Source organism: Lacinutrix venerupis (genome assembly GCF_001971745.1).
GTDB classification, from domain to species: Bacteria; Bacteroidota; Bacteroidia; order Flavobacteriales; family Flavobacteriaceae; genus Lacinutrix; species Lacinutrix venerupis.
Genome location: NZ_CP019352.1, coordinates 1,075,170 through 1,090,340 on the forward strand (window position 1 = coordinate 1,075,170; position 15,171 = coordinate 1,090,340).

Annotated in this window: 4 protein-coding genes; all 4 read right to left on the reverse strand. The window is 33.4% G+C overall.

Translation table 11 applies throughout. From position 1 onward, the window contains the following. Nucleotides 1–63: 63 nt before the first annotated feature. Nucleotides 64–2,421 (reverse strand): T9SS type B sorting domain-containing protein, encoded by a 2,358-nt coding sequence (locus BWR22_RS04895; protein ID WP_156875567.1) that lies wholly within the window; start codon nt 2,419–2,421, stop codon nt 64–66. 70 nt (nt 2,422–2,491) lie between these two features. After that, nucleotides 2,492–7,303, reverse strand: a complete 4,812-nt coding sequence (locus tag BWR22_RS04900) for a T9SS type B sorting domain-containing protein (RefSeq protein ID WP_076732304.1) — start codon at nt 7,301–7,303, stop codon at nt 2,492–2,494. Nucleotides 7,304–7,425: 122 nt separating this feature from the next. After that, a complete protein-coding gene (locus BWR22_RS04905; protein WP_076732305.1) occupies nt 7,426–9,270 on the reverse strand; it encodes a gliding motility-associated C-terminal domain-containing protein in 1,845 nt (614 codons plus the stop codon). Between the two features lie 280 nt (nt 9,271–9,550). Next, the gene (locus tag BWR22_RS04910) at nt 9,551–15,088 is read right to left on the reverse strand and encodes a T9SS type B sorting domain-containing protein (RefSeq protein ID WP_076732306.1); all 5,538 of its coding nucleotides are present in this window, start codon (nt 15,086–15,088) and stop codon (nt 9,551–9,553) included. Nucleotides 15,089–15,171: the final 83 nt, after the last annotated feature.

Below are 15,171 nucleotides of genomic sequence, written 5' to 3' on the forward strand. Positions count from 1 at the left end.
TGTTGATTATCTGTACAAAAATAATAATTCCAACTTTAATTTGAAGGTTGTGTAAGAAAAAGTCTACCTAACTAAAGCAAAATGACCTTTATACTGTTTGCCATTAGGATGATTAATAATGTACCAGTAATCATCATTAGGTAAATTAAAACCATCTAATTTACCATCCCAACCTTTAAAGGAGCTAGTTTTACTAAGTAGTTTACCATATCGGTTAAAAATTAAAAGCTCTAAATTAGAGTTGAAATCTTTAGATGTGCCATAAGGTTTCCAAACTTCATTAAAAGTATCTCCATTTGGTGTAAAATATTGAGGAAAGCCTAAAATTGAAAATTCTCTAGATACTATATCTCCACAACCATTTTTATCGCGAACATAAATGGTATGAAAGCCAGGTTCTAAGTTAGTAAAGGTGTTTGCATCTTGGTAAAAGCCAAATTCGTTGTCTATAGCAAACTCGTAATCTCCAACTTCTTCAATTATAGCGGTTGCAGTATTGTTTGATGTTAATTCTGTATATTCTATACTTTCTATTGTAGGTTCATTAGAAGGAGTTAAAATTATATCTCTAGTGTTAGAACAGCCATTAGGATCTGTAACTATAACGGTGTAAGTTCCAATTTGGTTAGCTTCAAAAGTAGGACTAACACTACCTGTATCTACACCATTAAATAGCCATTGGAAATAATGATTGTTAGGAACATCATTTGTAACTCCGGCGATAAGTGTAATAGTTTCAGGAAAAGTGTTTTGACAATATAAAAATGCTTCATCTTCTAATAATTCTGGCGTAAATAAAACATTAAGCGAGAGTTCTGAAATAGCATAACATTGGTTAGTATCTGTCGTTACCTTAACAAATATAGTTTGAGAATTTGCAACCGTATTGTTATAATCTCCGTTAATGCTATTTGTTTCAGAAAAAGCATCTGCACTTGTTTCATAAAAAGTGATGCTTGCATTAGCAGGAACTTGTGGTTCTATAATGGTTGCAACATCATTTAAATTAAATGTAGAAAAACCATCTACAACTTCATCATCGCAAACAGTAACATCGTCTAAAATTAATGTATTTGTAGAGATATCTAAAGTTACTTCAGATATAGCCTTGCAACCAGTTGTTTGATTGATTACGACTGCATAAACTGTTTGCATTACTACAGTGTTATTAAAACTATTTGGATTTAAAATAGGATTGTTTTCTGTTGTTGCACTTGCTAAGGAAGTATAAAAATCTAATACAGTTAAAGCTTGGTTGTTATTAATTATACTTTCTTCGGCATTATATAAATTATATGTTGTTAAACCATCTTGATTACTATCGCACTCAAAAAGAGTAGTATTGTTAACGTTTGGAATTGGTGCATATTCTATAACAATTTCTCCATAAGATATACAACCATTGTCTAAAGTTACTTCTACATTATATGTTCCGGTTGACGAAACATTAAATGTGCTAGAGGTTTCTGTAGTTTGTTCTATTCCGTCTTGAAACCATTTGTATGAAGGTGTTCCGTTTTGTGTAGCATTTAATGTGATAATTTCGTTACCACAAACCGGATTATTGGTTGCTAACAATCTGTCAGGACCTAAATCTGTGTTTAATAGAAAACTACCAGCTTCTAAAAATACTGCAGAGTCAAAACGATAATTTTGCTCATCTGCAATAACTAGTTTTACATGATAACTAGCATTAGGCACTGTAGTGGCGGTTGCAGTTAAAATAGTAGTTTGACCATTAAAGTTAATTGGCGATGTTGAGGTTGCAGATTCTGGATTCCAACTGTCAAAATAACTTTCGTTAATAGGATCGCAAGCACCAGGAATTCCAGAGTGTACTGTCGTAACTTTTACTGGAGTAGTGGTTTCTGGAACTAAAGCAATGTTTTCATATTCTGAGTTAGTAGCACCTGCAGGCTTTATTAAAAAACCAAATAAATCTGAAAACTGACAAGTGTTTGCATTGCCTTCTTGATACTCTTCTGATGCAAAAATATAACGAAAACTAATTTGATTTGCTACCGTAGTAAAATCGAATTCAATAATAGTAGCATTTGTAGTATTCGATTCTTGTAATGCCATTTCTAAATCAATATCACCACTCCAATTTGAGGCATTATCATCGCTTAAACTATTATTTGGCCCAGGAACATTTGCTAATCTTCCTGTACTTAAAACAATACCACTTTGAAATGGAAAACTAGTTCCTGTGGCATCAAAATAACCATAGCTTTGGTCTGTTCCTCCAAAATCTCCACCAACAGTTCCATTAACTACAATATTAGAGATACAGTTGCTATCTGCTAATATATCTTCAATTAATTGTTGAGGTGTATAAGTTTGACTATCTACAATAATGTTTTGAGCATTAAGAGAGATAGTAATTAACAGCGTTAATAGTATTAGGGTTTTCTTTATCATAACAACAAACAGCATGCAAAGATAGTGAAGAACCTAATATGTTGAACAAAAAATAGTGTTAAAGGAGTATTTATAATCTTAAAGAAAAATGTCCTTTAACTTGAAATTCTTCGCTTCCATTAACTACATCTGCTACAAACCAATAATCGCTTGCGGGCATAAGGTTTCCATTATAGCGTCCATCCCAACCATAATCATTATGTTTAAGAATTTTTAAAAGTTTCCCGTAGCGATCATATATAGTTACTACAGTTCCTTCTAATTGACTAACACCTGTTATATGCCAAGTATCAAAATAACCATCGTTATTTGGTGTTATAAACTGTGGAGCATCAATTACAAATATTCTCTTAGGAGGTGTTGGTTCGCAACCATTAATATCTATTACTGTAATATAATGAACTCCAATAGGTACATTATTAAATACATTAGATACTTGAGGTTCGTTATCATTTAATTGGTAAATGTAGTTTCCAATACCTTGAGTTTCTACAATTATAGTATGTGGATCTTGGAAAGCTGGAGAAACATCAAAATCTACTTGCGCTTGTTGTGACGCAGTAACAGTAAAATTAGAAGTAGTTGTACAGTTAAAAGCCGTAGTTACTGTAACCCAATAATTTCCAATTTCTGTAATGTCTATTACAGGAGTTGTTTCTCCAGTAGACCACAAATAGGAGTCTGATGCTACATTGGTTTCTGCCGTTACTACTAGTGGTAAATTATCTATACAAACTACTTGGTTTGTAATGTTTACTTCTGGTTTTCTATTTATGTACACATTAAATGCTCCTGTTGAAAAACAAGCTGTAGTTATATTTTCTAACCGTACATAAAGTGTTTGTTCGTTTTGGGCATTATAATTTAAATCTGAAATTGCATTGGTATTATTTAACGCATCATTTTCAGTTTCAAAATAATTAATTATAAAATTATTAGCATCTTGAGTACCTATAATTATTGATGAATGTTGTGATAAATCGAAAACTAGTTCGCTATCAAAATCATCATCACAAGCTTCTAAATCTTGTAAATTTAATGTTGGAGATGGATTTACTACTAATGTAAAAGCACTTGTACTAAAACAGTTTGTGGTAGTAAACTCTGCTCTAACATAAATTGTATCGTTGTTTGAATTGTAGTTGTAATTAGTATCTAAAGGATTTTGAGATGTTTGTGCATCTGCTAAAGTAGAGTAGAAGGTAAGTACAACATCTTGTTGATTACCAATTAGCGATTGTGTTGTTTCATTTAAGTTAAAAGAATTGTCACTAGTATCGCATGTTTCATATTCTGTAATTGGTGCAATTTCTGGTGGTAAATTAACAATTAAATTGAAAGGAACTGAAGCTCCACAATTAGAAACCGTATTGTAGACTTCTATGTAAACTGTTTGTGGATTAGAAATATTAGTATATGTTTCAGGATTATTAATTGGGTTGGTTCCTGCTAATAAATCTATTTCATTTGCGTAAAAATTAACTATAGTGTTATCTTGTCTTACTGCTACAACATCTATTTCAACTTGTGTTAAATCAAAAACCACAGTACCATTTGTGTCTGTATCACAAGCTGTTAAATCTGGAGCATTACCAATAATTGGAACTTGTATAACATTAAACTCAAAAGTTGTAATGCCTTTACAAAAAGTACCATTGTCTATACTAGCAAAAATTTGTTGAGGGTTTACTGTGTTGGTAAAAGTGTCTCCTGTAATGGCGTTAGTTTGGTTTTGAGCATCTTCTAGGTTTAAATAGTAGGTTACAGTTAATGTATCTGTACTATTAGCAATAATTTCTTGTGTTTTCTCGGTTAAATTAAAGGTTTCAAAACCATCATTAGAATTGTCATCACATACATTAACATCTTCTGGAGCATTGTAAATTGGCTCAGACCCAACTTCTAATAAAAATGTTGAAGTTCCAAAACAAGTTGTATCTGTTATATTTTCTACACGTACATAAATGGTTTGAAATTGAGATGTATTATTGTAAATAGAGTTTTTATCTATGCTATTGGTATTGTTTAATGCATCATTTTCAGTTTCAAAATAAAAAACTTCTTTGCCTGTTTGTCCATTAAGGATTTCGGCATCTTTATCAGATAAAATAAAATCTCCAATTTGGTTACCATCTGTTTCACAATACACATAATTTGTAATTGTTGTAAAGTTAGGTAATGTATTTACAATAATACTAATTGGTAATAATGCATAACAGCCTGTAGTATTGTTTTCTACTTTTGCAAAAACGGTGGATGTTGCAGTGTTATAATTAGTACTGTTTGTTATTTCATTAGTAGAGTTATTGGCATCGTTTTGAGTAAGGTAATAAGAAATTAAAGTTGTGGATTCTGAGTTTATTTCTGCATTTATAGAGGTTAGGTCTATAATCGATAGTCCGTCTTGATCGTTATCGCAAATAACAAATTCTGGATTAGAATTTATTGAAGGTGCTGGAAGTACTTCTATTTGTAAAGGTTTAACATCGTAGCAACCAGAGCTGCCATCTATAACTCTTACATAAACAGTAAAAGGATTAACTGTATTATTATAAAATGGAGGTAATGAATTTGTATTTGCATTAGCATCTGCTTCGGTTTCAAAATAAGAAACAATAGGTTCTGTTATACCAACATTTACTATAGAGTCGAATGTAGATAACTCAACAGAGGTTAAAGTATCATCATCTGTATCGCAATAAGTTACAGGATTGTTATTTAATATTGTTACAGAGGCATTTACATTTAATAATATTTCTGTATCATTATTACAATCTGGATTTTCAATTAAAAGATATAATTGTTGGAAGCTATTTAATACTTCATAATCTACAGAGTCATCTATTGGGTTTGTGTTATTTAATAAGTCTTCTTCTGTTTCATAATATGTAATTGTAATATCTGGTAAACCATTAGCAATAACATCTGTAATAGCTGTTAAGTCGAAAGTCGCATTACCATCGTCTGGTGCTTCGTCACAAGCTCCAAAATTTCTAATATTAGTACCTGTTTCTAAAATATTTGTATGTAATTCTACAGAAACAATATCGTAACAAGAATTATTATCATTATCAACTCTTATAAAAACGGTTTGAAGGTCTGGAGTTGTATTTTGAAATTGTGTAGGGTCATTTATTGGGTTTTCTCCAGAGTTAGCATCCTCTATAGTTACATGGTAGGTAACGGTAACATTGGTTTCTCCTTGAAGTACATTATTAATAACACTTGTTAAGTCGAAAATTTCAAATCCATCATCATCTTGTTCACAAGCATTTATTTGTTGGGTTTCGTTATTAATATTCGGACTTTCTAAACCTTCTACTGTTATATTTGTAAATGCTACACATCCAGTTGTAGTATCTAAAACTCTAACAAATAATTGTTCTGTAGTATTTGATGGAGTGTATGGAGATGAAATTTCATTTGCACCACTATCTGCATCTATTTGTGAATAATGATAAGTAACACTATAATTTGGGTTGTTGTTTGTTATTTCTAAATCACTATTGGTTAGCATTGCATCACCACTAGAATTACTGCAAATTTCTATATTTGATGGTTCTGAAATTGTAGGAAACGAATTTACAATTAGCTGTACACTTGACATATACACGCATCCAGTATTGTTATCTATAGCTCTAATGTAAATGGTTTCTGGATTTAAGGAGTTATTAATTGTAGTAACACTGTTGCTATTGTTTTCTGCATCTTGACTTGAAGTATGATAGCTTATTGTGTAACTTGAAGCAGGAATACTTGCTTCTACTTGACTGTCTAGTGTAGTTAAATTAAATGTTTCTACACCATCATTACTAGCGTCATCGCATTGAGTAAAATCTGCTAACTGAGGAAAAGTTTGTATGGAGTTTAACACAACGTTAATATCGTCTTCAAAAGTACAAGTTGTACCATTTAATGGAACAGTAATAAGTACGGAGTATAATCCAGAACTTGTAGCGTTTAAAGAGCTAGAAGATTCACCATTAATAATAGAATTATTTAAAAACCATTCGTAAGTAGCTTGTGTATTATTGGTTTCTGCATTTAAAGTTGTTGAGGCATTACAGGTAGAAAAATCTGCTCCTAAGTCTACACTATTTGTAAAACTATTTGCTTCTATAAATACTGCAGAATCAAAATTTCTATCGGTTTGGTCTGCAATTATTAATTTTATATTGTATTCTACGTTTGGAGTAATGTTGGCAGAAGCAGACATTACATTTGTTCTTCCATTAAAGTTAGTGTCTCCAATATTATATCCTTCGAAGAAGCTTTCATTTTCTGCATCACAAAAACCTACAATTTCTTCATGAATTGTACTTGTATTTACTGGTGTTGTAGTATTTGGAATTACTGCTATGTTTTGATATGGTTGATTTGTGCCTGCTTCTTTTATTAAAAAAGCAAAACCGTCGGAATAATTACATGGATAATCAGCAAAATATTCTTCAGAGGCTAAAATATAATTGAAGTTAATACTACTTGTGGCAGAAATAAAATTAAATGTTATAGAGGTTGCGTTTAATGTGTTGTTTATTCCTAAAGCTGTTTCTAAATCTGGATCTGTTTGCCATGACGTCTCACCTTCATTAAGAGCATTCGTATTTTGTGCATTTCCAGCAGAATTTACGTTTCCAGTAGATAGAACAATTCCATTTTCAAATGGAAAATTTGAGTTAGCCTGCTCAAAAAAACCATAACTAGAAAAACCATTTGTGGTACCATTAATTGGACTAGAAATATTTGAAACTTCCACACAACCTTCAACTAAAGCATTTATTAATTGTTCTGGTGTTTGTGAATCGTTTACCGTAATTTGTTGTGCTTGAGTTGCTTGATGAGCAAAAGCAAATAGTAGGATTGTTAGGAATAAATGTTTCATATTTGGGATGTATTATCATTCAAGATTAGCGATAAATCGATAAATGATAAGGTTTAAAGGACAAAAATAACGATTAATAGTTTAAAAGCAAATTTATTCGATGAAATACAATTGTTTTATTTTCAGCGATTTAAATAAACCCAACCCAAATAATTAGAATAGTTACTATCGTTTAATTTTAGGACGTAAAAATATGTGCCTGTTGGTACCGGTTTTCCTTTATTAATACCATGATTAGAGATACCATACCACTTTAAATTGTCGTTGCCTTTAAATATAAGGTTCCCATATCTACTATAAATAAGTAATTCGTGTTTTTCGAAAATAGTATAAAGACCTTGAATGTTAAAGTGGTCGTTAATACCATCGTTGTTTGGTGAGAATCCTTGAGGAATAATTGGTGGGCAGTTTTCTGTGTTTAATATAAAAGTGAAGATATCGTAACAGCTATTTTTCTCAGCTCTAATAAAAATAGTTTGAGGAGAATTATGGGATTGGTAATTTTCAGGATTTAGAATGTTATTTTCATTTTGTTCTAAATCTTGTAAGTTTTCAAAAAAAGTAAAGTTTAAAAAAGCAGTATCATTAATATTTATTAGGACATTATTTAAATTAAAAATAGCAGTGTTAAAACCAATGTCACACAATTTTAAGCTTGGTAGATTGGTAACCGTGGGTTCTGGAAATAAGTTAATTATAGTCTCGTCTATATTATTGTTTTCCAAAATTTCTATTACAGTACTGTTTCCAAAGCCATCATCATCTACCACTAAATTTAATAGAAAATTATCAGGTATTAAATTAGGTATTGTAACGTTAATAACGCCACTTTCATAACCGTTAATTGGTATATTGTTTTCTGTAAATGCTTGTGCAATTAGTTGTCCTTCGGCATAAATTGCTATTGGAGTATTGGCAGGTAATAACTCTGTACTATTAAAATTATTTACGATATAGTTAATGGTTAAATTTCTTGAGTTACAACTAGTTTCAGTTGTGTCTATTACAATTGTAGCATCTGGTAACTGGCTGTTTAAAACTGTAATAATATTATTTACAATTATTAAATCGGCGCTAAAAATACCTGTATTTGGGTTTATAGCACCTGTAGTTAATTTTATTTCTACTTGTGTGTCTCCAACGTTAATATTATTTTCTATACTATAAACATCTAAATCTCCATTATAAAATGTAGAAGAGTTGGTAAAAGAGTTTGTACCATTAAAAGCATTATCAGCCATATTTAATGGAGGATTAGAAATTATATTTCCATTTATAGAGAGGCTTTCTCCAAAATTTAATGCATTGTCTCCTTCCCATGCTAAAAAACCTATTTTAGCATTGTCATTATCTAGTACATTTACGTTTTCGAGTAAAATAATTTTTTCGGTAACATTTCTATTTATAATTTCTAGACCTTGAAATAAATTCACTTGATTTAATGGTAAGCTATTGTTTTCGTAAATTACATATAAACTCCAACCAGCAAAATTTGTTCTATTGTTACAGTAACCAGAGTTGTTTGCTAATGTTTCAGAGATGTCTAAATCTGCTAAAGTATACACTGTGTTGCCTTCGGTAAGAATTTGATTTGTTACTTCTGCATAACAAGAAAAGTATGTTAAGTCACCATTGCTAAAATCAGAATAAACTGTCGTGTACGTATCGTCCGCAATAATTTGTGTTCCATTAAGTGATACTTCTGTGTCTCCTGATCCAGATCCGGCCCAGTATAAATATGCAGCGACTATGGTTGAAGTATTGTCAATGTTGAGAGTAGCTTGTGAAGAAGGAAGTATTTCGCAAAAATCTTGCACAATATTATTTTCTGCTTGGTTAAGAGTATTGCCTATAGCTAAATAGTCATAACGGCCATTAAATTGTTGGAAAATTGAAATGTCCTGCGCTTTTACTTCCAAACGAAGAAAAAGTAGTAAAAATAATATGAGTACAGTTTTACTTTGCATTACAGATTTATAATGATCTAAACTTACGAATATTTTGGGTTATATTTTTTAAATAATAGTTTTACTTTTTTTGCGTTCCCAAGCCATGCTTAGGCATGACTCGGTCAGGCTATACGCTATATCTTTTTCGCGCATAAGCGCGCGCAAAAAAGGATGCCGCTGCTATCCTTAACGTAAGCGCACTCATGCATTCCATTCAATATTGCAATACCTAATATAACATATAATAAAAAACGCCCAAACTTATGTTTGGGCGTTTTAGTTTTTAATAATTTAACGTTTATCGTTTTAAAGTAAAGTGTGCTTTAAACTGTTTCTTAACTGTAGGATTATTAGGTTCTCTATATTCTACAGTAAACCAGTAATCGCTAGTTGGCATTGGGTTACCATTGTAAGTACCATTCCAACCTTCGCCTAATGGACTTAACTGTTTTAAGAGTTTACCATAACGATCAAAAATATAGATTACAGCATCTGCCTGACGGCCTATATCGTAAATATTCCACGTGTCATGGTAACCATCGTCATTTGGTGTAAAGTACAATGGATAATCCATAACTGTTATTGTTGTTGTGCTTTCTCCACAACCTTGTGTGTCTCTTACTGTTATAGTATGTTCTCCTGCTGCAACATCAGAGAAGGTGTACACATAAGCACCCGCAGTGTTTTGTGTGCCTAATTCCCAATCGCCACCATCTAAACTAAATTCGTATTCGGCTATAGATGTGCTAGTAGTACCTGTTGCGGTTACTAAAATATCATGCTGCTCTGCAAAGGCCAATGTTGTTACCTCTGCTTCTAATACTGGTGGCTCGCTTACGGTAACTAAAGTGGTTACTTCGTCGTTTGAACATCCTGTAGCATTATCTGTCGCCACTACACCATAAGTTCCGCCTTGTGTTGGCTCTATAAATTCTGAGGTCTCGTTTGGTAATACTGCACCATCTAAAGTCCACTCGAAAGTATATTGTGAAGGATCTAAACCGGTATCTATTACTGGTGAGTTTATAACCTCGCTGCCATTAGTGTTAATACATAATAAGTATGCACTGTCTAACATAAACGATGGCATTGGATTAACCTGTAAGGTAATTTCTGCAGTCTCGTAACATGATGAACTGTCTATCATCGTTCCTGGATTGGCAGGATCGTTTATCATTAAATCATTATCGACTCTTACAATAATAACTTGTGGGTTAACCGTGTTAGTGTAAGTAAATGGTAATGGATTGATACCTGCATCTGCATCGGCTTGTGTTTCGTAATACGTTACAGTGTAATCTGCTGGATCTTGACCGTCTAATACATCTGCGTTTTGAGTGGTTAAATCGAAAACAGTAGTGTCGTTTGTCGTGTCTCCATCAAACTCCATTGTGTCATCACAGGCTTCGTATACAATTGGGCCTCCAACTGGATTGGCTTGTGCTGCTTCGTCTACTACTAAATTAAAGGTAAGTGCTGTGGTATCGCATCCGGTTACGGTATTGGTAATATTAACGTAAATGGTTTGTGGATCACTAGTATTAGTGTAATCGCCACTTATTGCTAAATCATTAATACCTGCATCGGCTTCAGCTTGTGTTTCATGGTAGGTTACCGTGAAGATGGCTGGATCTTGACCGTTTAATATGGCTGCTGTCATTGTTGTTAAATCAAAGTCTGCAACGTTATCTGTATTTAATTCACAAATCACATAGTCTTCTACTGGTGTTACTACTGGTAATGGGTTTACAATAATATTGAAACTCACTAAACTGTAGCATCCTGTACCGCCTAATCCTGTTGGGTCTGTACCGTTGGTTAAGCGCACATAAATGGTTTGTGGTGTAACAGCAACTCCTGGATTTGCTGGATCTTCGTTAATATGCATGCTTGGGTCTGCTATAGCATTGTTACCCATAATAGCATCGTCTTGTGATAGGTAATAACTTGCGGTTACTCCTAATTCTCCATTAATAATAGTGGCTTCGTTTTGTGTTAAATCGAAAGTCTCTAGCATATCGTTTGGTCCTACAATATCAACATCGTCACACAGTTCTAAATCTTCTGGATCTGGTGTTGGTGATGGATTGTTTAATACACGGATGGTTACGGTTGTAAAACTGAAACAACCGGTATCATTATCGGTCACTCTTACGTATAAGGTTTGTGGACCTGTCATGGTATTCTGGTACGCTGTTGGATCTGGAATGGCATTCGTATCGGCTTGCGCATCGGCCATGGTTTCGTAATAGGTAACTATCCAACTTACATTCATTGGTCCGGTGATTTCTATATCTTCTACCGTTAAATCGAAGAAAGTGAAACCATTATTAGCTTCCATATAATCGGCATCTAAATCATCACATTGTGATAATAAATTGTCATAATTAGCATCGATTACTGGTGGGAATTCCACGCGAATAACAAAACTTCCTGTGGTAACACAGCCATTAGCATTGCTTACTAAGCGAATGTAAATGGTTTGTGGATTGGTAACATTGGTATAGTTACTCGTGTTTACTATTGGGTTGTTACCACTATCGGCTCCTGCTTGTGTGGTGTGGTATGTTAAGGTGAAATCTGCTGGTGTTTGTCCGTTTGCAAAAATTTGTGGATTGATAACGGCATCAAAATCAAATTGAGCAGTACCATCGTTATCGGCATCACAAATTACATAATCTTCAATTGCTATTGGTACTACTGGAGATGGTATTACCGATAATGGTAATTCTACTATAGTGTAACAGCTGGTTAAATCGTTTTGTACAAAGGTATAAACCGTTTGGTTAAACTGTACAATATTGGCATACGGGCTACTTAATGGATTGATTCCATTCATGGCATCGTCTTGCGTTTCGTAATAGGTTGTGGTAACGTCTGGTTCTCCGTTCTCTATTATTACTGTTTGTGCGTCTAAATCGAACAGTGCAAATCCATCGTTATCATCATCACATTCTTCTACTACCGCTGGCATTGCTACTGGCGATGGTAGTGGGTTTACTCTAATATCAAAAGTAGTAATGCTACTACAGCCTGTTACATTATTTGTTCCTAATACATAAATGGTTTGTGCATTTGCAGTGTTTGTGTATGGACTAAATATTTGGTCGGCTGGATCGTTGGTTTCTGCGCCTGTTTGTGTGCTAAAATAGGTTAAGGTGATACCGGTTTGTCCTGCTAAAATATCGGCATTAGCATCTTCTAATGTAAAGGCTTCTACCTCGTCTCCTGGATTATTAACGTCACATAAATTTAATGATGCGGCTTGTGCTAATACTGGTAACGGATTAACGATAAGTTCTAGCTCTATGGTTTTATAGCAACCTGTAGCATTGTCTTCTACACGTATCCATACACTGTCCATATCGGCAGTGGTGTTTACATAAGCGTTTGGTGTAGCTATGGCATTGTTTGGTGCCTCGGCATTGGCTTGTGTTTGGTAGTAAGTAATGGTGTATAATGTTGGATCTAAATCGTTAGTGGCATCACCATCTAAAAGATTTAGTACTTCTGGCTCTTTAACAGTTAAATCGAAACTTGCAAATCCATCGGCATCATCATCACAAACTTCTAATGGTGTTAAATTTGCTGGTGTAATAATTTGTGGTTCTGGGTTAACGATTAATTGAAGTGTTTCGTAACTCGCACAATTTGTTGATGCTGTAGAACTTTGAACACGAATGTAAAGAGTCTGTGTATTGGCTACTATATTGTTATATGGTTCATTTGTAATAGCATTAACATTGTTTTGAGCATCAGCCATTGTTTCGTGAAAAGTAACTGATAAGTTTGTGTCTCCTCCAGAAGCTTGAGTTGCAGTATTATTTAAAAAGAATTCACCAAAACCGTCGCTATCTGGATCACAATAACTTAATGATGTAACAGGAAATGAAACAGGAGGTTCAACGACTTCTAGCTCTAATGTTGTTATGTCAAAACATCCAGTATTAACATTTTCCACGCGAACAGAAATAATTTGTGGATTTGAGATATTGGTATAAGGACTTACAAGTGGATTACTTTCGTTAATAGCATCATTTTGATTTAAATAGTAGGTTACAGCATAGGCTGGATTGCTTCCGGTAATTTCATTATTTTTTATATTTAAATTTATTTCTGTAAAACCATCTAAAGTTTCATCATCACATGCTTCTAGCGTTGTTGGAGTTATTACTGTTGGTAGTGAATTTACTACCACTGTATTAGATGTTGTTAAAAGGCTTGTACACGTTGTAGTTGGATTGTTTACAGCTTCTAAAGTCATTTCTTGGTCTACTGCTGGTGCTGCTATAGTAATAACAGATTCTCCTGCTGCGTCAAGTGTTACTTGTACTGTACCGCCACCATTAATATTGTAATCTACAATATCTCCTGGTGTACCGGTTATAGTAAATACGGCATCTTCACCTATACATACTTGATCATTACTCGCTAATGCTACTGTTGGGTTAGCTATTACCGTAACAGTGTCTGTATCTGTTAGTATACTACTACACATAGTTATTGGGTTTGTAATAGCTTCTAAAACTATAGTTTGGTCTACGGTTGCTGCTGTAATGGTTACAATAGCTTGACCTGTAGCATCTACAACAACTTGTTGTGTTGCGCCTCCATTAATAGTGTAGTCTATAACATCATCGGCAGTGGCATCTATAGTGAATATAGCGTCTGCTCCAGAACAAATATCTGTATTGGTTGTTAAACTTGTAATGGTTGGATTTGCTCCAATAGTAACTGTTTCAGTATCTGTTAATGTTGTTGTACATGTTGTAGATGGATTGGTAACAGCTTCTAAAGTTATGGTTTGGTCTGCTGTAGCTCCTGCAACGGTAACAACACCTTGTCCTGCTGCATCTAGTGTTACTTGCATTGTACCACCACCGTTAATATTGTAGTCTACAACATTGCCTGCGTCTCCAGTAATGGTGAAAATGGCGTCTTGGCCAGAGCAAACACTAGTGTTACTTGTTAAAGAGGTAATTTGTGGACTATCTTCTAAAAAAAGATTAAATTCTTGTATGGTAAAACAATTAGTAATTGTATTTGTAATAGTTGCATAAATAGTTTGACCATTATTTAGATTTGGATAAGGACTAGATAGAGCATTTGTTCCAATATTTGCGTCACTTTCATTTTCATAATATGCGACATCAATATCTGTTTGCGAACCAATAATTAATGGCGTATTTTGTTCTAAATTAAATGCTGATGAGTTTCCTGTATTACAAATAGTAATATCTAAAGCATCTCCTGTTGGATCTGTTTCACTTGTTGGTGCATCACTAAATTGAGCAGTTCCCGTCCATTGCAAACTAAATGGACTATTACCAACAGGCCTATCTATAACAATAAAATATGAATCTCCTGCGGTTGCATTTATAGCGCTAACAAAACTATTGCCGGCAGCTCCAGGTCCTTCAAAATTATCTGTCTCTACTGTACTTAAACCTGTTAAGTTATTGCCTTGACCAGAGGCTTGTGGGTTTGTTGTAGAGCATCTTATTGTTGGTCCTAAATTTCCACAGGTTGTATTTGGTCCAAAAATAAAAAAGTCATAATCTTCTGTAATAGCTGTACTATTTGGAGTAAGTGTAAAAGCTAAAGAACCAGAAGTTGTAACGGTTACTTCAAGCCATAAACTATTGTTTTCTCCACTACTACATGATGTTGGAAATTCGTTACTGTTATTTCCAGCGCCATTAACATCTAAAACAATATCGGAATCGCCACAAACTACAACGGCATTAACACAATCGTTAGGTTGTTGTGCATAAGAAAAAGTAGATTGTATTAATAAAAAAAGTATAAATGTTATTTTTAAAGTATTCTTAAGCATTTGGTATTTATTTGTATGTTGAGAGTTTACATTTTAGAAATTATAAAATAATTTCGGCTGTAAATTTAATACTATTATAATAA

What these genes read in the sequence shown, in the direction of transcription:
- BWR22_RS04900 (WP_076732304.1), bottom strand. Translation starts at nt 7,303, where the DNA reads ATGAAACATTTATTCCTAACAATCCTACTATTTGCTTTTGCTCATCAA.
- BWR22_RS04905 (WP_076732305.1), bottom strand. Translation starts at nt 9,270, where the DNA reads ATGCAAAGTAAAACTGTACTCATATTATTTTTACTACTTTTTCTTCGT.
- BWR22_RS04895 (WP_156875567.1), bottom strand. Translation starts at nt 2,421, where the DNA reads ATGATAAAGAAAACCCTAATACTATTAACGCTGTTAATTACTATCTCT.
- BWR22_RS04910 (WP_076732306.1), bottom strand. Translation starts at nt 15,088, where the DNA reads ATGCTTAAGAATACTTTAAAAATAACATTTATACTTTTTTTATTAATA.